General features: G+C 66.8%; 18 protein-coding genes. 12 read left to right on the top strand and 6 right to left on the bottom strand.

What is annotated here, in order from left to right; genetic code table 11:
- Positions 1 to 189: 189 nt before the first annotated feature.
- From WJ542_RS24960 to iaaH, 4 genes are all read left to right on the top strand, one after another.
- Positions 190 to 882 (top strand): NADPH-dependent FMN reductase, encoded by a 693-nt coding sequence (locus WJ542_RS24960; RefSeq protein WP_411192540.1) that lies wholly within the window; start codon positions 190 to 192, stop codon positions 880 to 882.
- A 263-nt stretch (positions 883 to 1,145) separates the two neighbouring features.
- Positions 1,146 to 1,361 carry a transcriptional regulator gene (locus WJ542_RS24955; protein ID WP_411192146.1) on the top strand — a complete coding sequence of 72 codons (216 nt, stop codon included), beginning with the start codon at positions 1,146 to 1,148 and terminating at the stop codon, positions 1,359 to 1,361.
- Positions 1,362 to 1,426: 65 nt separating this feature from the next.
- Positions 1,427 to 2,347 carry a ferritin-like domain-containing protein gene (locus WJ542_RS24950; protein ID WP_411192145.1) on the top strand — a complete coding sequence of 307 codons (921 nt, stop codon included), beginning with the start codon at positions 1,427 to 1,429 and terminating at the stop codon, positions 2,345 to 2,347.
- A 36-nt stretch (positions 2,348 to 2,383) separates the two neighbouring features.
- Complete coding sequence (gene iaaH, locus WJ542_RS24945; protein WP_411192144.1) at positions 2,384 to 3,838, top strand: indoleacetamide hydrolase; 1,455 nt, start codon at positions 2,384 to 2,386, stop codon at positions 3,836 to 3,838.
- A gap of 33 nt (positions 3,839 to 3,871) precedes the next feature.
- Here the strand turns inward: iaaH and ppk2 are convergent, their stop codons facing one another.
- On the bottom strand, positions 3,872 to 4,702 hold the full coding sequence (gene ppk2 / locus WJ542_RS24940) for a polyphosphate kinase 2 (protein WP_411192143.1): 831 nt from the start codon (positions 4,700 to 4,702) through the stop codon (positions 3,872 to 3,874).
- Between the two features lie 264 nt (positions 4,703 to 4,966).
- On the opposite strand from ppk2, the gene WJ542_RS24935 reads away from it, so the two are divergent.
- The 4 genes from WJ542_RS24935 to WJ542_RS24920 all read left to right on the top strand — a co-directional run bounded on the left by WJ542_RS24935 (position 4,967) and on the right by WJ542_RS24920 (position 8,303).
- Positions 4,967 to 5,212: a FeoA family protein gene (locus WJ542_RS24935; protein WP_411192142.1), complete on the top strand. Its 246-nt coding sequence runs from the start codon at positions 4,967 to 4,969 to the stop codon at positions 5,210 to 5,212.
- Positions 5,209 to 7,077, top strand: coding sequence for a ferrous iron transporter B (gene feoB, locus WJ542_RS24930; RefSeq protein ID WP_411192141.1), 1,869 nt, complete (start codon positions 5,209 to 5,211; stop codon positions 7,075 to 7,077). The genes WJ542_RS24935 and feoB overlap by 4 nt, the downstream gene beginning before the upstream one ends.
- The gene (locus WJ542_RS24925; RefSeq protein ID WP_411192140.1) at positions 7,074 to 7,382 is read left to right on the top strand and encodes a DUF6587 family protein; all 309 of its coding nucleotides are present in this window, start codon (positions 7,074 to 7,076) and stop codon (positions 7,380 to 7,382) included. The genes feoB and WJ542_RS24925 overlap by 4 nt, the downstream gene beginning before the upstream one ends.
- Before the next feature lie 156 nt (positions 7,383 to 7,538).
- The gene (locus tag WJ542_RS24920) at positions 7,539 to 8,303 is read left to right on the top strand and encodes a CDP-diacylglycerol diphosphatase (RefSeq protein ID WP_411192139.1); all 765 of its coding nucleotides are present in this window, start codon (positions 7,539 to 7,541) and stop codon (positions 8,301 to 8,303) included.
- Between the two features lie 3 nt (positions 8,304 to 8,306).
- Here WJ542_RS24920 and WJ542_RS24915 read toward each other — a convergent pair whose 3' ends face one another.
- Positions 8,307 to 8,801 carry a MarR family winged helix-turn-helix transcriptional regulator gene (locus tag WJ542_RS24915; protein ID WP_411192138.1) on the bottom strand — a complete coding sequence of 165 codons (495 nt, stop codon included), beginning with the start codon at positions 8,799 to 8,801 and terminating at the stop codon, positions 8,307 to 8,309.
- Positions 8,802 to 8,868: 67 nt separating this feature from the next.
- On the opposite strand from WJ542_RS24915, the gene WJ542_RS24910 reads away from it, so the two are divergent.
- On the top strand, positions 8,869 to 9,336 hold the full coding sequence (locus tag WJ542_RS24910) for a carboxymuconolactone decarboxylase family protein (protein ID WP_411192137.1): 468 nt from the start codon (positions 8,869 to 8,871) through the stop codon (positions 9,334 to 9,336).
- Between the two features lie 5 nt (positions 9,337 to 9,341).
- Here WJ542_RS24910 and WJ542_RS24905 read toward each other — a convergent pair whose 3' ends face one another.
- The 4 genes from WJ542_RS24905 to WJ542_RS24890 are packed head-to-tail and all read right to left on the bottom strand — an operon-like array spanning position 9,342 to position 15,032.
- Positions 9,342 to 11,351, bottom strand: a complete 2,010-nt coding sequence (locus WJ542_RS24905; protein ID WP_411192136.1) for an acetyl/propionyl/methylcrotonyl-CoA carboxylase subunit alpha — start codon at positions 11,349 to 11,351, stop codon at positions 9,342 to 9,344.
- Positions 11,352 to 11,361: 10 nt separating this feature from the next.
- Complete coding sequence (locus WJ542_RS24900) at positions 11,362 to 12,162, bottom strand: enoyl-CoA hydratase/isomerase family protein (protein WP_411192135.1); 801 nt, start codon at positions 12,160 to 12,162, stop codon at positions 11,362 to 11,364.
- Between the two features lie 40 nt (positions 12,163 to 12,202).
- Positions 12,203 to 13,810, bottom strand: coding sequence for a carboxyl transferase domain-containing protein (locus WJ542_RS24895; protein WP_411192134.1), 1,608 nt, complete (start codon positions 13,808 to 13,810; stop codon positions 12,203 to 12,205).
- 40 nt (positions 13,811 to 13,850) lie between these two features.
- Positions 13,851 to 15,032, bottom strand: coding sequence for an isovaleryl-CoA dehydrogenase (locus WJ542_RS24890; protein WP_411192133.1), 1,182 nt, complete (start codon positions 15,030 to 15,032; stop codon positions 13,851 to 13,853).
- Positions 15,033 to 15,228: 196 nt separating this feature from the next.
- Between WJ542_RS24890 and WJ542_RS24885 the strand changes: the two genes are divergently transcribed.
- The 3 genes from WJ542_RS24885 to WJ542_RS24875 all read left to right on the top strand — a co-directional run bounded on the left by WJ542_RS24885 (position 15,229) and on the right by WJ542_RS24875 (position 17,717).
- Entirely contained in the window at positions 15,229 to 16,002 is a 774-nt protein-coding gene (locus WJ542_RS24885) for a TetR/AcrR family transcriptional regulator (RefSeq protein ID WP_411192132.1), read from the top strand.
- A gap of 29 nt (positions 16,003 to 16,031) precedes the next feature.
- Complete coding sequence (locus WJ542_RS24880; RefSeq protein WP_411192131.1) at positions 16,032 to 17,042, top strand: DUF2891 domain-containing protein; 1,011 nt, start codon at positions 16,032 to 16,034, stop codon at positions 17,040 to 17,042.
- A gap of 294 nt (positions 17,043 to 17,336) precedes the next feature.
- Positions 17,337 to 17,717 carry a hypothetical protein gene (locus tag WJ542_RS24875; protein ID WP_411192130.1) on the top strand — a complete coding sequence of 127 codons (381 nt, stop codon included), beginning with the start codon at positions 17,337 to 17,339 and terminating at the stop codon, positions 17,715 to 17,717.

Below are 17,717 nucleotides of genomic sequence, written 5' to 3'. Positions count from 1 at the left end.
ATGGCGAGCCCCGCTGCAAAGCAGCTCATGGGGCAGCGCATACCCGTCCGGATATATCGTTAGAACAAAAAGTCGGTTCGTGGCGCCCGGCGCGCTGACTAAGATGGCGCATCGGCCTTTGTTATCCGGGCTAGAGGCGCGCCGGCCCGCGTGCCTCGCATCCAGAGCCCGTTCATGCCATCCAGGGAGATGTCCTTGAGCCTTTCCGATACCCCGCGCCGTCCGCTCGTCGTCGGCATCGGCGGCACGACGCGCGCCGCTTCATCGACTGAGCGCGCGCTCGGCTTCGCCTTGCGCGGCGCCGAGCATGCCGGCGCACGCACCCGCCTCTTCGGCGGCGCCTTCCTGCACAGCCTGCCGCACTATGCGCCCGAAAACGAGACGCGCACCGACGAGCAGCTCGAACTGATCGAAGCAGTCCGCGCGGCCGACGCCGTCATCATCGCGACACCCGGCTACCACGGCGGCGTATCGGGTCTCGTGAAGAATGCGCTCGACACGCTCGAAGAACTGCGCGCCGACGCGCGCCCCTACCTCGACGGCCGCGCCGTGGGCTGCATCGTGACCGCCTACGGCTGGCAAGCCGCGGGCTCGGTGCTGACCTCGCTGCGCTCGATCGTGCATGCGCTGCGCGGCTGGCCAACGCCGTTCGGCGCGGGGATCAACACGCTCGAAACGCGCTTCGAGAGCGCGCAGCATTGCTCGGATCCCAAGATCGTCGAGCAGCTCTCGACAGTCGGCCTGCAGGCCGCGCAATTCGCGCTGGCCTTCAATGCGCATCGCGTCGCGACGGGCGCGGCGGCAAACAGTGCAACAAGCGCGGCAACAAGCGGCGCGGCAAACGAAGCGCGCAACGAAAAACGGCTCAGCCTCGCGGTCTGAGTCGCCAGACGCCGGGCGGTCCTGCTCGTGCGCCATCCCACAGACAGCCTCCGCATGGCGGGTCCACATTGAAGCCGGACTCGCAACTCGCCTCATCCCGATTCTCCTGCTGACCGTTCCAGGCCACTGGTGATTTGCTTGCGACGAAAGATTGGTTCCGTCCGCACGTGCCGGCGCCTACGCTAGCCCCGTGCCTGCGCCTCCTGCGTTGCGCGCCATCGCCAGACCAGGCCAGACCCGCAGAGATCACAACGCACAACGCCATGAACGCACTCATCCGCTACAAGGGCTACGAAGTCGCCACGGCGGCTCAGCAACAGCCGAACGGCCTCTTCGCCGCCAACCTGACCATCGGCACGCAGCCGGGCCAGACGCACTCGTTCGACGCGCTCGACTACTTCTTCGACGAAGAGCACGCACTCGCCTACGCATTCCGCTGGGCGCGCATGTGGATCGACGAACAACGCCGCTGCGCGTGATCGCGCCAGGTTTCCTTACCGTTGTGACAGAATAGGAGCCACATCACCGCCACCGATCACGCTCCATGTCCGAAACCCTGACGCATCAGGACGAAGACGGCTCCTTCGCCGCCGACCAGGACGCCGCGCTGCGACGCTGGACCTATGACGCGCCAGGGCCCGTCAGGATCGGATCGGAAGAGCATCGCAAGATGTTCTGCAAAATGCTGCTCGATACGCACGATCCGTATCGCCCCGCCGTGCTCGACTGGCCGAGACTCGCGCCCGACGCGCTCCAGCGCCTCACCTCGCTCCCCATCTGGGACATGGCCGTGCAGACCGAGGGCCGCGCGTCGATCCGCGTGAAGACCTATGCCGATACCGTGCGCGAGCCATTGTTGCGCGAAGCGCTGCAGATGGACGCCGACGAGGAAGCGCGCCACAAGGTCGTGCTCTCGCACCTGGTGCGGGCCTACGGCATCGCCCTCGCGCCCGAACCCGCCTACCCCGCCCCGCCGAAGCCCGAATGGGCGTGGATGTTCACGGGCTATAGCGAGTGCATCGACAGCTTCTTCGCGTTCGGCCTGTTCCGCGCGGCAGAGCGCTCGGGCTACTTCCCGGCCGAACTGGTGGAAACCTTCGAGCCCGTGATCCAGGAAGAAGCCCGTCACATCCTGTTCTTCGCAAACTGGGTTGCCTGGTACCGCAAGAACATGCCGTGGTGGCGCCGGCCATGGCATGCTGTGCGCGTAGCGGTGATCTCGTTCCTGCTCGTCTGGGAGCGGCTTGCGATCGCACGCGGCATCGACGCGGACGGTGTCGCGCACGACTCGAACTTCCTGCCCGCGAACCGCGAGACGATTGGCGCCGCGCTCGGGCCGCGCGAGATGCTGGAGCTGTGCCTGAAAGAAAACGACGAACGGATGAGCGGCTACGATTCGCGCCTGCTGCGCCCGATGTTCGTGCCCGCGCTCGCGCGATTCGCGCTGCGCTTCATGAAGCGCTGAGCGCTGGCCCCGCCGCCGCTCAAGGAGAACGACCGCATGACATGGTCTGTCGACAAGCAGGTCGAACTCACCTCGACGCAAGCCGTCGAGGCGATCCGGGCCGGCAAGCTCAAGGCTGCCGATTACACGGCGACGCTGCTCGCGCGCGCTCACGCGCTCTCGAATCTGAACGCGCTCACCGTGCTCGACGTCGAGGGTGCGCTCGCCGCGGCGCGCCGCATCGACGCGCTGGGACCGAACGAGCGGGCACGCCTGCCGCTCGCGGGGCTGCCCGTCGTCGTGAAGGACAACATCAACACACGCGGCCTGCAGACGGCCGCCGGCACGCCCGCGCTCGAAGGCTTCCTGCCGGCGCGGCACGCGCCTTCGGTACAGCGGCTCGTCGACGCGGGCGCTGTCCTGCTCGGCAAGGCCAACATGCACGAACTGGCGTTCGGCATCACGAGCACGAACCTGAACCCGAGCGCCGGGCCCGTTCGCAATCCTTACGATCCCGAACGCATCCCCGGCGGCTCGTCGGGCGGCACCGCCGCCGCGATCGCCGCGCGCATCGCACCCGCGGGGCTCGGCACCGACACCGGCGGCTCCACGCGCATCCCCGCCGCGCTGTGCGGCATCGTGGGACTGCGCCCCTCGGTGGGCGACGGCGGCACGCACCGGCGCTATCACGACCCGCAAGCCGTCGTTCCGATCAGCCACACGCGCGACACGGTCGGACCGATGGCGCGCACCGTCGCCGACGTCGCGCTGCTCGACAGTGTCATCACGGGACACGGCCCGCTGGCGCAGGCCTCGGTCTCGAACCTGCGCATCGGGCTGCCGGCGCCGCTCTGGGAGGGACTCGAAATCGCGCTGGAAGACGCCCTGCGCGAAGCCGCGGCGAAGCTCGAAGCGGCGGGCGTGACGCTCGTGCCCGTCGAGATGAACGAGCTGCTGTCGATCAACGATCGGGTGAGTCTTGCCATCGCCCTGCACGAGCCGATCGAGGACCTGCACGCGTGGCTCGTGACGAACCAGGCGCCGGTGCAAAACGTGGCCGACGTGGCCGCGCGCATCGCGAGCCCAGACGTGCGCGCGGCCTACGACGCGATTCTCGCCGACGCACGAGGCGGCGACTATCAGACGGCGCTCACGATCTGGCGCCCGCGCCTGCAGCAGCTTTACGCGCAGACCTTCTCGGCCTGCGGCCTCGACGCGCTGCTGTTCCCCACCACGCGGCTTGCCGCGGTGCCCATCGACGAACTCAACGGTTCGTCGCGCGTTTCGATCGACGGCGCGGCGCCTGTCGACGAAATGGGCGCCTACCTGCGCAATACCGATCCGGGCAGCAACGCCGGGATTCCGGGCCTCGCGCTGCCCGCCGGCCTCGCGTATGGACGGCTGCCGGTGGGGCTCGAACTCGACGGCCCGCTTGGCAGCGACCGGCGGCTGCTGGCGATCGGGCTCGCGTTCGAACAGATTCTGGGTACGCTGCCCGCGCCGGTGATCTGAGGCGCGGCGCGCCCCCAACGCCGGAGCGTGCCGTCAATACTTCTCGGGCACGACGTGGGCCGTGTAGTCGGTCCCGCTATAAGCGCTCTTCTGCCGTTTCGGCAGTTTCACCTTGTCGCGCGGCACGGGCTCGTAGGGAATCTTGCTGAGCAGATGGCTGATGACATTGAGCCGGACCCGGTTCTTGTCGTCCGAGTGCGCGATATGCCACGGCGCAAAGTCCGTGTCGGTCCTCTTGAACATGTCGTCGCGCGCCCGCGAATAGTCGTCCCAGCGGCGATACGACTCGAGATCCATGGGCGAGAGTTTCCAGACCTTGCGCCCGTCTTCGATGCGGTCTTCGAGGCGCCGGGTCTGCTCGTCGGGACTGACTTCGAGCCAATACTTGAGGAGGATGATGCCCGAATGGATCATGGCCCGCTCGATGAGCGGCGTGGTCGCCATGAACTCCTCCACCTGCTCTTCCGTGCAGAAGCCCATGACGCGCTCGACGCCCGCGCGGTTGTACCAGCTACGATCGAAGATCATGACCTCGCCCGCGGCGGGCAGGTGCGGCAGATAGCGCTGGAAATACATCTGGCTCTTCTCGCGATCGGTCGGCTTCGGCAGCGCAACCACTCGAAAGACGCGAGGACTCACGCGCTCGGTGATCGCGTTGATCGTACCGCCCTTGCCTGCGCCGTCGCGACCTTCCATCACGATGCAGACTTTGGCCCCGGTATGCTCGACCCATTCCTGCAGCTTGACCAGTTCGACCTGCAAGGGGCGCAGCTCCTTCATGTACGCCTTGTCGCTCAGCCGCTCTCCGGCATCGGCCTTGCCGCCTGCTTCTTTCACCTTTGCCGCTTTTTTGGTCTCAGCCATTTCTGTTCTCCTTAAGACGCCGTACAGAATATCGTTGCCGTTGGAGCCATGCGAGCCTGCCAGACGCGTTGAGAATAACAGTTGATGGCCGACGACGATCCGTTGCATGAACGTAGCGGTTCGCAACGGAATCGGCAACAGGATGGGGATCCGGCCTGTTGATCTCACGCAGCGCTGCGGCATTTGGGCGCTTGCCGACGCAACATGATCCCGCGCCTTTCCGTATAATGAGAACGGTTCGCATTCCAATTCGTACCTTGCCCCATGCTTCTGAGCGACCTGTCGAAAGACGCGACTGCCTACGTCGAGCGCATCGAAGACGCGCATGAGCGCGACCCCATCGCCCAACGTCTACGCGACCTGGGTTTCGTACCCGGCGAGCCCGTGCGCGTGGTCGCCCGCGCGCCCTGGAGCGCCGACCCCCTGCTCGTGCAGATCGGCTCGACGCGTTTCGCGCTGCGCCGCGCAGAAGCCCAGCGCGTGAGCGTTCTGGAGGGGTGGGCATCGTGAGCCAGGCGCCGCTGCGTATCGCCCTCGTCGGCAATCCCAACTGCGGCAAGACCGCGCTCTTCAACCTGCTCACCGGCGCGCGCCAGAAGGTGGCCAATTACGCGGGCGTCACCGTCGAGCGCAAGGAGGGCCGCTTCGTCACCCCCTCGGGCCGCAAGATCCGCCTGCTCGACCTGCCCGGCGCCTATAGCTTCGCCTCCACGAGCCCCGACGAACGCGTCACGCACGACGTGCTGCTCGGCCGCTATCCAGGCGAAGCGGTGCCCGATCTCGTGGTTTGCGTTGCGGACGCAACGAATCTGCGCCTGCACCTGCGCTTCGTGCTGGAAGTCAAACGCCTCGGCCGGCCGGTCGTGCTTGCGCTGAACATGATGGACGCTGCGAAACGCCGCGGCGTCGTCGTGAACGTGCCGGAGCTTTCGCGCCGTCTTGGCGTGCCCGTGGTCGAGACGGTGGCCGTGCAGCGCGGCGGCGCGCAGGCGCTGATCGAACTGATCGACCGTACCGACACCACGACAGCGGCCGCGACCGTGGCGGCCGCCGCCAGCCAGGAAGTTGCCGATCCGGGCGCAGGCGGCGACCTGCACGAGACCGTGCGCGCTATCCTCGCGGCGGCGGTGACGATGCCGCACGCCACCGACGCGCGCGACGACGCGATCGACCGCTGGACGCTGCACCCGGTCTTCGGCCCGGTGATCCTCGCGCTCGTGATGTTCCTCGTGTTCCAGGCCGTCTATTCGCTCGGCAAGCCGCTCACCGACGCGATCGGCGACGGCTTCACCGCGCTCGGCACGCTGGCCGGCAACGTGCTGCCCGACGGGCCGCTGAAAAGCCTCGTCACCGACGCGCTATTCGGCGGCGTGGGCACCGTGCTCGGCTTCCTGCCCGAGATTCTCGTGCTGTTCTTCTTCATCCTCGTGCTGGAGGAGTCGGGCTACCTGCCGCGCGCGGCCTTTCTGCTCGATCGCATGATGGTGTCCGTGGGGCTGACCGGACGCTCGTTCATTCCGCTGCTTTCGAGCTTCGCCTGCGCGATTCCTGGCGTGATGGGCACGCGCAGCATCGCCGATCCTCGCGACCGTCTCGCCACGATGCTCGTCGCGCCGCTCATGACCTGCTCGGCGCGCCTGCCCGTCTATGCGCTGCTGATCGGCGCGTTCATTCCGCACCGCATGATCCTCGGCGTGTTCAACCTGCAGGGGCTCGTGCTGTTCGCGCTCTACGTCGCCGGGATTGTGGGCGCAATGGCCGTAGGCTGGGTAATGAAGCATGTGCGGCGCGACCGCAGCGAGCACGCCCTGCTCATGGAACTGCCCTCGTATCGCCTGCCGCGCCCGCGCGACGTCGCGATCGGCCTGTGGGAGCGCGGCGCGATCTTTCTCAAGCGGCTCACGGGCATCATCCTCGCGCTGACCGTGCTGATGTGGTTCATCTCCACGTTCCCGTCCCCGCCCACGGGCGCAACGGGCCCGGCCATCGACTACACGTTCGCGGGCTATATCGGCCGCGCGCTGCAATATCCGTTCGCACCGCTCGGATTCAACTGGCAGATCAGCCTGGCGCTGATTCCGGCATTCGCTGCGCGCGAAACGGCCGTGGCCGCGCTCGCCACGGTCTATTCCGTGGCGACGGGCGACGCCGATGTCCTTAGCCTCGGCAACACGCTCGCCCATAACTTCTCGCTCGCGAGTGCGCTTTCGCTGATGGTGTGGTTCGCGTTCGCGCCGCAATGCATGTCGACGCTCGCGGTAATCCGCCGCGAGACGCGTTCGTGGCGCGCCGTGACGATTTCCTTCGGCTATATGTTCGTCGTGGCTTATGTGGCCGCGTTCGTCACGTATCAGATCGCGAGGCACCTCGCATGAGCGCCGGGCTCGTCGCGCAGTATGCGGTGATCGCGGTGCTCGTGACGGCGAGCGCGCTCTACACGCTGCGCAGGCTCGCGCCGAAAATGGCGGCGCGCGTGCAGGCGGCGTGGGCCGCGTCGCTGCTGCGGCCTCAGCGCGCGGCGCTTGCTCGTCGGCTTGGGCGGTTCGTCCAGCCCAAGGGCGCGACGGGGAATTGCGGCGATGGGTGCGGGACGTGTGGAACGTGCGGACCAACGGATGAGGCCGGGACCGATGGCGCCGCGAGCGAGCAACCGCTCACTTTTCATCCTCGACGTAAATAGGCAAGCGCCCGTCGCGCGGTCGATCCGGCCAGCGCGACCTGTCGTTCATACGGCTGCCGCGCGCGTTCGGCTAAACTGCCCGCTGCAGCCCACCCGCGCGGCGCATCCCCGCACGACGCTGCCCCGACGCCTCCCTTGCGACACGCCAACACGCCGATGCGCCTTACCGCCCTGCTCCGGACTGCCCTCCTCGCTGCCAGCGCCACCGCACTCGTCGCCTTGAGCGGCTGCGTCCACCTTTCCACGTTCGACCCGAATGGCCTCTGGAAAGTGGTGGGCGGCCAGTGCGTGCCGAATCAGCGCGACCAGGGCACGCCCGCGCCTTGCACCACGGTCGACTTCCAGAAGCGCTACGCGGTGCTCAAGGACATCGCGGGCCGCGCGCAATATCTGCTGATCCCAACCGATCGCGTGCCGGGCATCGAAAGCCCCGGGATCCTCTACGGCGGCGCGCCGGAATACTGGGTGGGCGCATGGGATGCGGGCCGGTATGTCGACGCGAAACTCGGCACGACGCTCGCCGCCAACCAGCTTGGGCTCGAAATCAACTCGTCGGCACAGCGTTCGCAGAACCAGTTGCACATTCATGTGGACTGCATGCGCACCGATATCGCCAATGCCCTGGCACCGCATCGCAGCGATCCGCCGGGCCAGTGGAGCTGGATCACGCTGGACGGCAGCCGCTATCGCGTGACGCGTGTGACGAGCCTGCGCGATAGCGATAATCCGTTCCGCGTGGTCGAGCGCGGTCTCGGAGCGCAACAGACGATGGGCGCCCAGACGATTCTCGTGACGGGCGCCGGCCCCGACGCCGCACGCGATGGCTGGCTCATCGTCAACAGCGGACGCGACGTGGAGGGCGGCACCGGCACCGCCGAAGGCCTGCTCGATCACGCCTGCAGTCTTGCCCACGCGCAGTAATGCTCACGCTTCGCGCGCGACGTTCGCGAGCCAGCGGCGAATCACGCGTTCTTCGGCCGGCGCGAAGCCCTCGACCATGCCAGCCTCCACCCTGCGCACGCGCGTGCGGCATTGCTTGAGCAGCGCCTCGCCCTGCGCCGTTACGTCGATCTGCTGAATCCGTCCGTGCACGGCATGCGGCCGCCGCTCGATGGCGCCGCTGCGCTCGAGGTTCGCCACGATCACGCTGACCGTTTGCGGCGTGAGCGCCGCCAGCCGTGCGACATCGGCGCCCGAAATGCCCGGATAGGCCGCGAGCATCGTCAATACCACGAACTGAGGCGGCGTCACGCCGAGATCGGCAAGCGCGCGCTCCATGCGCAACCGGTGCGCCGCCCCGGCCTGCCGCAGCAGATAGCCGATGTATCCGGACTCGCCGCGCTTGCCCTCGCCGGGCGCAGGAATGTCCGGTGTGTTCCGAGTCTCGATATCTTGTATACGCTTCGTTTTATTGCGCATGATGTCAGTGTTCGAATAATATGTTCGTGCTCTGATATTATCACCGGACACTCTGGAGGAATCCGTCATGTCCAATCGCATCACGTATGAAGCGTTTTCGCGCGATGCCGCCCCGGTCGTCGCCGGGCTGGTGGCGATGAGCAAGGCCGTGGATGCGGCCGGGCTCGAAAAGCCGCTCACCGAACTGCTCAAGGTTCGCGCTTCCCAGATCAACGGCTGCGCGTTCTGCCTACAGTACCACCTGAATATCGCCCGCGATGCTCAGGTGCCCCGCGTAAAACTCGATCTGGTCGCCACGTGGCACGAAGTGCCGGAGCATTACACCGAGCGCGAACGCGCGGCGCTGGCCTGGACCGAAGCGCTGACCGCGAAGCCCCACGAAGGCGTGAGCGATGCGCTCTACGCACAAGTCGAGCGTCAGTTCCCGGGCACGCAAATGGCATTTCTCACTGCCGCCGTCGCGAACATCAATGCGTGGAATCGCATCGCGATGGCACTGCGATTCGCGCCGCCCGTGCCGAAAGACGCGGGATAAGAAGGTTAGCCGGCTTCGAGCACCAGCAGTTGCGCGCCGTCGGCCACCTGGTCGCCCACGCCGTACAACACTTCGGTCACTTTCCCCGCGGAAGGCGCGCCGATCGTGTGCTCCATCTTCATCGCCTCCATGACGATGAGCGGCGCGCCCTTCTCCACCACCGCGCCAGGCTCGACCAGCACCGCGATCACCTTGCCGGGCATCGGCGCGGTGAGGCGGCCTTCGCCGTGCTCCGTATCGGCCGCGTGGGCCAGCAGGTTCTGCCATTCGAGCACCACTGCCGTGCCGAGACAGAACACATGGAACACGTCGCCGTCGATGAATACGCGCCCCGTTACACGCGTATTGCCGATTGTCGTACCGTATTCGTCGGCGCCCGCGCCGCGCCACCACGTCCAGGACTCCAGCCCGCCCGGGCACGCGAGCCTCCGTGTGTTGCCGTCCTGCACGTACGTCGTCGAAAACGCCGTATCGGTCTCGACGTCGCGCCAGGTGTGCGACTGCGTGTAGCCGCCGTTCAAGCGCCAGTGCGACAGCGCGGTCCACGGCGATACGTCGCGGGCACGATCCGCCTCGCGCGCGAGCAGCGCGGCGCAGGCCAGCGCGAGCGCCTCGCGAAGCGGCTTGTGGCGCGGTGCGAACAGGGCGTCGTGATGACGCTCGATCAGACCGGTATCGAGGTCGGCGCCAGCGAACGGCTCGCACGTCACGAGTCGGTGCAGAAACTCGACATTCGTATGCGGCCCGACCACCTCGCACGCTTCCAGCGCGCGTTGCATGCGTGCCAGCGCGTCCTCGCGCGTCGCGCCGTGCACGATCAGCTTTGCGATCATGGGGTCGTAGAACGGCGTGATCGTGTCGCCTTCGCGCACGCCACTGTCGATGCGCACCGGCGCGCGCTGGAGCGCCGTACCGATCGTGAATTCCACGCCTTCCGGCATGCGCAGATGCTTGAGCGTGCCCGTGGAAGGCAGGAAGCCGCGCGAGGGGTTCTCGGCGTAGATCCGCGCTTCGAGCGCATGGCCCTTGACGACGAGCTGCGACTGTTCGAGCGGCAGCGGCTCGCCAGCCGCCACGCGCAATTGCCACTCGACTAGATCGAGGCCCGTGACCATCTCCGTCACCGGGTGCTCGACCTGCAGGCGCGTGTTCATCTCCATGAAGTAGAAGTCCGCGCCCGTCATGATGAACTCGACCGTGCCCGCGCCCACGTACTGCACGGCGCGCGCCGCCGCCACCGCGGCCTCGCCCATCGCGCGCCGCACGCTTTCGTCGAGCCCCGGCGCCGGCGCCTCTTCCAGCACCTTCTGGTGGCGCCGCTGCACCGAGCAGTCGCGGTCGAACAGATACACGGCACCGCCGTGCCGGTCCGCAAACACCTGCACTTCGACGTGGCGCGGCCGCGTCAGATACTTTTCTATCAGCACGCGGTCGTTGCCGAAACTGCTCGCCGCTTCGCGCTTGCACGACGCCAGCGCCGCCGCGAAGTCCTCGCTGCGCTCCACCACGCGCATGCCCTTGCCGCCGCCGCCCGCGCTCGCCTTGAGCAGCACCGGGTAGCCCATGGCGTCGGCCTCGCGCTGCAGGAGCGCGGCGTCCTGATCGTCGCCGTGGTAGCCGGGCACGAGCGGCACCGCCGCCGCGTGCATCAGCGCCTTGGCCGCCGCCTTCGAGCCCATTGCGGCAATCGCCTCGACCGGCGGCCCGATGAACACGATGCCCGCTTCGTCGCATGCGCGCGCGAAATCTTCGTTTTCCGAAAGAAATCCGTAACCGGGATGAATCGCCTCTGCGCCCGTCGCACGCGCCGCCGCAATGATGCGCTCGATGCGCAGATAGCTCTGCGCCGCGGCGGCTTCGCCGATATGCACGGCTTCGTCGCAAGCGGCGACGTGCTTCGCGTTCGCGTCGGCGTCCGAAAAAACGGTCACGCTCTTCACGCCGAGCCGGCGGCAGGTCGCCGCGACGCGGCACGCAATCTCGCCCCGGTTGGCGATCAGGATCTTGTTGAACATGTTTTTCTCGCTATTGGGCGGACGGCTGCGCACGCCAGCGCGGCGCGCGCTTTTCGAGGAACGAGGACACGCCGTCGCGGCCTTCCTCGCTCGCGCGGATGCGCGCGATGCGGTTTGCCGTATCCGCGATGAGCGCCTCGTCGATCGTCTGTCCGGCAATGTCCTGCACGAGCTGCTTGCACTCGCGCACGGCGTTCGGGCTGTTCGCCACGAGCGTTTCGACGATGCGCTGCACAGCGGCGTCGAGCCCCTCCGCGGCGACCGCTTCGCTCACGAGGCCAAGCCGTTGGGCAGTCGCGCAATCGAATGCTTCCGCCGTCACGAAGTAGCGGCGCGACGCCTGCTCGCCGAGCGCACGGATCACGTAGGGCGCGATGGTGGCGGGCATCAGGCCGAGGCGCGCCTCCGAAAGACAGAAGTTCGCCGTTTGCGCGGCGACCACGATATCGGCCGCGCAGACGAGACCCATGCCGCCCGCGTAGGCATCGCCGTGCACGTGCGCGACCACCGGCTTCGGGCAGCGATAGATGGCGGAAAGCATCTGCGCGAGACGCATCGCATCGGCGCGATTTTCCTCGTCGGAGTAGCCCGCCATCTTGCGCATCCAGTTCAGATCCGCGCCCGCGCAAAACGCCTTGCCGTTACCAGCCAGCACGACGGCGCGCACGTCGTCGCGCGCGCCGAGCGCGACGAACGCCGCCGTCAGATCGGCGATCATGGTTTCGTTGAACGCGTTGCGCACGTCCGGGCGGTTCAGCGTGACGGTCGCCACGTGACCCGCCACCTCGACCAGCAGCGTTTCGTATTGCATCGTCAGGGTCTCCTCGTGAGGTTCGCGCTCATTTACCACCTTACATGCGGAACACGCCGAAGCGCGTGTCCTCGATCGGCGCGTTCATCGCCGCGGACAGGCCAAGACCGAGCACGTCGCGCGTCTGCGCGGGGTCGATCACGCCGTCGTCCCACAGACGTGCGCTCGCGTAATAGGGATGGCCCTGGCGCTCGTACTGATCGCGGATCGGCTGCTTGAACGCTTCCTCTTCCTCTGCGCTCCATGTGCCGCCCTTGCCCTCGATACCGTCGCGACGCACCGTGGCGAGGACCGACGCGGCCTGCTCGCCGCCCATCACCGAAATGCGCGCATTCGGCCACATCCACAGGAAGCGCGGCGAGTAAGCGCGACCGCACATGCCGTAGTTGCCCGCGCCAAACGAGCCGCCGATGATCACCGTGAACTTCGGCACCTTCGCCGTCGCCACGGCCGTCACCATCTTCGCGCCGTTGCGCGCAATGCCTTCGTTCTCGTACTTGCGGCCCACCATGAAACCGGTGATGTTCTGCAGGAACACGAGCGGAATCTTGCGCTGGCAGCAAAGCTCGATGAAATGCGTGCCCTTGAGCGCCGACTCCGAGAACAGGATGCCGTTGTTCGCGACGATCCCGACCGGATGCCCCCAGATATGCGCGAAGCCCGTGACGAGCGTCGTGCCGTAGCGCGACTTGAATTCGTCGAATGCCGAGTCGTCGACAATGCGCGCAATCACTTCACGCACATCGAAGGGCTTCCTCGTATCGACAGGAATCACGCCGTAGAGACTCTTCGCGTCGTAACGCGGCGGCAGCGGCTCGCGCAGCGCGACGGGTGGCGTCTTCACGCGGTTCAGGTTGCCGACGATGCTGCGCGCGATTGCGAGCGCATGCGGGTCGTTCTGCGCGAGATGATCGGCCACGCCCGAAAGACGCGTGTGAACATCGCCGCCACCCAGGTCTTCGGCGCTCACCTCCTCACCGGTCGCCGCCTTCACGAGCGGCGGCCCCCCCAGGAAAATCGTCCCCTGGTTCTTCACGATGATCGACTCGTCGCTCATGGCGGGCACGTACGCGCCGCCCGCCGTGCACGAGCCCATCACCACGGCGATCTGCGGAATGTCCTGCGAAGAGAGGTTCGCCTGGTTGTAGAAGATGCGGCCGAAGTGATCGCGGTCCGGAAACACGTCGTCCTGGTTAGGCAGGTTCGCGCCGCCCGAGTCGACGAGATAGACGCACGGCAGGCGGTTTTCCTGCGCGATCTCCTGCGCGCGCACGTGCTTCTTGACCGTCACCGGGTAGTACGTGCCGCCCTTCACGGTCGCGTCGTTGCAGACGATCACGCATTCCTGGCCCGCAATGCGGCCAATGCCGGTGATGACGCCTGCGCCCGGCGCATCGTCGTTGTACATGCCATAGGCCGCGAGCTGCGAGAATTCGAGAAATGGCGTGCCGGGGTCGAGCAGTTGTGCGATGCGATCGCGCGGCAGCAGCTTGCCGCGCGAGACGTGCTTGTCGCGCGCGGCCTCGCCGCCGCCCAGCGAAAGCTTCTGGATCTTCTCGCGCAGGTCCGCGACCAGGGCTTCCAGCGCGGCGGCGTTGGCCTTGAAGTCGTCCGAGCGCGGGTTCAGCTTCGATTCGATGATCGGCATCGCGTGCTTCCTTCTTTCTTGACCGTGACGGACGGCGCAGTTACATCGTTTCCGCGAACAGCTCGCGGCCAATCAGCATGCGCCGGATCTCGCTCGTGCCCGCGCCGATTTCGTAGAGCTTCGCGTCGCGCCAGAGCCGGCCCACGGGATACTCGTTGATATAGCCATTGCCGCCGAGGATCTGGATCGCCTCCCCGGCCATCCACGTCGCCTTTTCGGCGGTGTAGAGAATCACGCCCGCGCAGTCCTTGCGCACCTGGCGCACGTGCTCCTTGCCGAGCGTGTCGAGCTGGCGGCCCACGGCGTAAAGATACGCGCGACACGCCTGGAACGTGGTGTAGAGGTCGGCCATCTTGCCCTGGATGAGCTGGAACTCGCCGATAGCCTGGCCGAACTGCTTGCGGTCGTGGATATACGGCACCACCGCGTCCATCACGGCAGCCATGATGCCGGTGGGACCGCCCGCGAGCACGGCGCGCTCGTAGTCGAGGCCGCTCATCAGCACCTTCACGCCGCCGTTGAGCTGGCCGAGGATATTCTCTTCGGGCACCTCGACGTCCTGGAACACGAGTTCGCCCGTATGCGAGCCGCGCATGCCGAGCTTGTCGAGCTTCTGCGCCACGGAGAAGCCCTTCATGCCCTTCTCGACAAGGAACGCCGTCATGCCGCGGGCCCCCGCTTCGGGATCGGTCTTCGCATAGACGACCAGCGTGTCGCAGTCCGGACCGTTCGTGATCCACATCTTCGTGCCGTTCAGCACGTAGCGGTTGCCCTTCTTTTCGGCGCGCAGCTTCATGCTGACCACGTCCGAGCCGGCGTTCGGCTCGCTCATCGCGAGCGCGCCCACGTGCTCGCCGGAAACGAGCTTCGGCAGGTACTTGCGCTTCTGCGCCTCGGTGCCGTTGCGGTGGATCTGGTTCACGCAGAGGTTGGAGTGCGCGCCATAAGAAAGACCGACCGACGCCGAAGCGCGCGAGATCTCCTCCATCGCGACCATGTGTGCCGTATAGCCCATGTTCGCGCCGCCGTACTCCTCCGAAACCGTCATGCCCAGCACGCCCAGGTCGCCGAACTTGCGCCACAGGTCCATGGGGAACTGGTCGGTACGGTCGATTTCGGCCGCGCGCGGCGCGATCTCCCTCGCCGCGAACGTGGCAAGGCTGTCGCGCAGCATCTCGACTTCTTCGCCAAGGGGAAACTGCAGTCCGGGTACGTTGCTCATGAGTGTCTCCTCCAAACAGGCGCGGGCGAGGTCCTTCGCCCCATCGACGCCCATTTCACGCCACATTTACGTATACGTCAATAGGGAATGTTGAGTAAGGCTCAAATTTCCTGAATCGCCTATATTGCCTGATTATCAGTGTGAGATTTCACCGATAATGAACGTATCGAAACCTGATAACTGATCCAGACTCAGAATGCCAGCCGCCACCCGAGCCGCCCTGCCCGCCTCCCGCCGGCAACCCGCGGGACGCAAGTCCCAGCAGCGCGTGAAGGAGATCCTTCAGGCAGGCCGCGACGTGTTCTCCGAAAAGGGCTACGAGCGCGCGACCACGGCGGAAATCGCGCAGCGGCTCGGTATTTCCGAGGCGACGGTGTTCAGCTATTTCCGCGGCAAGCGGGAGTTGTGCGCGCGCGTGATCGGCGACTGGTACGACGAATCGATCGAGGCGATCGAGGCCGGCATGCCGCTGGACGGCACCGTGCGCCAGCAGTTTGCATTCATCGTGCGCATGCATCTGCGGCTGATGCTCGAAAGCGGCACCGGCATCTGCGAGCTCGTGCTTTCCGAGGGCCGCACGCGCCATCACGACCTCAGCGAAGCGCTGGTCGAAATGCAGCGCCGCTACACGGCGCCCCTCATGCGTGTGCTGGCGCGCGGCCAGGAAAGCGGCCAGATCCGCACCGACATGCCGCTGCGGCTCCTGCGATCGCTCGTATTCGGGCCGATGGAGCACGTGCTCTGGGACGCAACGTTGGGCCGCCGGCGGACCGACATCGACGCTACGGCACAGCGGCTCGTCGACGTGCTGTGGCCCGCGCTGCAGCCGCCGGATCTCGAACTGGCGGCGCTCGCGCAGTTCAGTCAGGAGGTGGGCGACGCCGTGCGCAAGCTCGAGCGCGAGCGCACGGCCCGCAAGACTGACCGCGCCTCCGGCCAGGCGCCCCCGGCGGAATCTGCGGTACGCTGACGGCTCCGTTTCCGCCGTCACGTTCCGCCATGTCCGATACGCTCACCGCCGCTCACGCCTCCCGCTTCGCCTCGCTCGCCCTCGCGCATCTCACGCGCGAATATCCGAACAAGCTCACGCACTCGCTCGCCGGCCCGCAGGACGTGCAGGAGCCGCGCGCCTTGCACCCGGTGTTCTATGGCAGCTACGACTGGCATTCCTGCGTGCACGGCTACTGGCTCGTTTCGCGTCTGCTCGCGCGTTTTCCGGACCTGCCCGAAGCGCCGCGCATCGTCGCCGTGATCGACGAGCATTTCACTCAGGAGAAGATGGCGGGCGAACGCGCGTATCTGGACCTGCCGCACAACCATGGCTTCGAGCGCCCGTACGGCTGGGGCTGGCTGCTGGCGCTCGCGGGCCAGCTCGACGCGATGTCGACGCCCGAGGCCGCGCGCTGGGCACGCGCGCTCGCGCCGCTCACGGAGGCCTTCGTCGAACGTTTCGAGGCATTTCTGCCGAAGGCGACGTACCCGCTGCGCGTGGGCACGCACTTCAACACCGCATTCGCGTTGACGCTCGCGCTCGATTTCGCACGCCAGACGGGGCGCGACACGCTCGCGAAGCGCATCGCGGACACGGCGCGGCGCTGGCACGAAGCGGATGCGGGATGCCAGGCGTGGGAGCCGTCGGGCGACGAGTTCCTCTCGCCCGCGCTGATGGAAGCCGTGTTGATGAGCCGCGTGTTGCCCCGCGACGCATTCGTCGAATGGTTCGGCGGCTTCCTGCCCGACCTCGCTGTGCGAGCGCCCGCGGCGCTCTTTACGCCCGCCACCGTCACCGACCGCACCGACGGCAAGATCGCCCACCTCGACGGCCTCAACCTGAGCCGCGCATGGTGCCAGCGCACGCTGGCGCGCGCGCTGCCCGAGGGCGATGCACGCGCCGCCGTGCTGCGCGAAGCGGCGCAGACGCACCTGGACGCCGCGCTCGATCACGTGGCGGGCGACTACATGGGCGAACACTGGCTCGCCACGTTCGCGACACTCGCGCTCGAAGCCTGAGCCAAGAAATTTTCACGGTTCGTAAAAATGTGACGGCGCACCGCTCCGGCCCCGGAGTGTTACCGGCCATTTCCTTTCAGAACGCCCCATAGCCGCCGATTACGCCACAATGCGCGAGGTTGCGTGCCGATACGGCCCCAATCACCCGAAATCGAACCGGCCCGCCCGCTTCTTGTAACAACTCGAAAAAACAGTGCGATTCAGGTAATTGCATTGGCACCGGGGTTGTCATAGCGTTCGATAATCGAATGGCGTGTGCGTCCGCACATCGCCTGTCGTTCTGGAGAGATCGTTGTGAGAAGGTCGAAACTGTTACTCGGGGCCGCCGCGACTGCCATCGCGTGCGCGAGCGGCGCAGCGCATGCGTCGCATGTCGGCGTCTATGTCGGCGTCGGCGGCCCATGGTATTACCCTGTCGCTCCCATGCCGTACTACTACGCACCGGCACCCGTGGTGGTCGCACCGCCGCCCCAAGCGCCGGACTATGTCGAGCAGGGCCAGCCTCAGGGAGGCGCGCCCGACCCGTCCTATTCGCAAGACCCGGGCGGGCCGGGCGGCGGCGGCGGCGACGACACGTGGTACTACTGCGACGCCACCAAAACCTACTATCCCTACGTGAAGCAGTGCTCGTCGGGCTGGCGCGCGGTTCCCGCGCAAACAGCACCCGGAAACTGA

Origin of the sequence: Paraburkholderia yinzeri (genome assembly GCF_046581065.1) — a bacterium.
In the GTDB taxonomy this organism is placed as follows: Bacteria; Pseudomonadota; Gammaproteobacteria; order Burkholderiales; family Burkholderiaceae; genus Paraburkholderia.
The sequence above is the reverse complement of the archived record's forward strand: the minus strand, read 5'-3'. Positions and strand labels throughout refer to the sequence as shown.

What these genes read in the sequence shown, in the direction of transcription:
- WJ542_RS24935 (WP_411192142.1), top strand. Translation starts at nt 4,967, where the DNA reads ATGCTTCTGAGCGACCTGTCGAAAGACGCGACTGCCTACGTCGAGCGC.
- WJ542_RS24905 (WP_411192136.1), bottom strand. Translation starts at nt 11,351, where the DNA reads ATGTTCAACAAGATCCTGATCGCCAACCGGGGCGAGATTGCGTGCCGC.
- iaaH (WP_411192144.1), top strand. Translation starts at nt 2,384, where the DNA reads ATGACATGGTCTGTCGACAAGCAGGTCGAACTCACCTCGACGCAAGCC.
- WJ542_RS24955 (WP_411192146.1), top strand. Translation starts at nt 1,146, where the DNA reads ATGAACGCACTCATCCGCTACAAGGGCTACGAAGTCGCCACGGCGGCT.
- WJ542_RS24880 (WP_411192131.1), top strand. Translation starts at nt 16,032, where the DNA reads ATGTCCGATACGCTCACCGCCGCTCACGCCTCCCGCTTCGCCTCGCTC.
- WJ542_RS24890 (WP_411192133.1), bottom strand. Translation starts at nt 15,032, where the DNA reads ATGAGCAACGTACCCGGACTGCAGTTTCCCCTTGGCGAAGAAGTCGAG.
- WJ542_RS24895 (WP_411192134.1), bottom strand. Translation starts at nt 13,810, where the DNA reads ATGCCGATCATCGAATCGAAGCTGAACCCGCGCTCGGACGACTTCAAG.
- WJ542_RS24925 (WP_411192140.1), top strand. Translation starts at nt 7,074, where the DNA reads ATGAGCGCCGGGCTCGTCGCGCAGTATGCGGTGATCGCGGTGCTCGTG.
- WJ542_RS24915 (WP_411192138.1), bottom strand. Translation starts at nt 8,801, where the DNA reads ATGCGCAATAAAACGAAGCGTATACAAGATATCGAGACTCGGAACACA.
- WJ542_RS24885 (WP_411192132.1), top strand. Translation starts at nt 15,229, where the DNA reads ATGCCAGCCGCCACCCGAGCCGCCCTGCCCGCCTCCCGCCGGCAACCC.
- WJ542_RS24960 (WP_411192540.1), top strand. Translation starts at nt 190, where the DNA reads ATGTCCTTGAGCCTTTCCGATACCCCGCGCCGTCCGCTCGTCGTCGGC.
- WJ542_RS24910 (WP_411192137.1), top strand. Translation starts at nt 8,869, where the DNA reads ATGTCCAATCGCATCACGTATGAAGCGTTTTCGCGCGATGCCGCCCCG.
- ppk2 (WP_411192143.1), bottom strand. Translation starts at nt 4,702, where the DNA reads ATGGCTGAGACCAAAAAAGCGGCAAAGGTGAAAGAAGCAGGCGGCAAG.
- WJ542_RS24900 (WP_411192135.1), bottom strand. Translation starts at nt 12,162, where the DNA reads ATGCAATACGAAACGCTGCTGGTCGAGGTGGCGGGTCACGTGGCGACC.
- WJ542_RS24920 (WP_411192139.1), top strand. Translation starts at nt 7,539, where the DNA reads ATGCGCCTTACCGCCCTGCTCCGGACTGCCCTCCTCGCTGCCAGCGCC.
- WJ542_RS24950 (WP_411192145.1), top strand. Translation starts at nt 1,427, where the DNA reads ATGTCCGAAACCCTGACGCATCAGGACGAAGACGGCTCCTTCGCCGCC.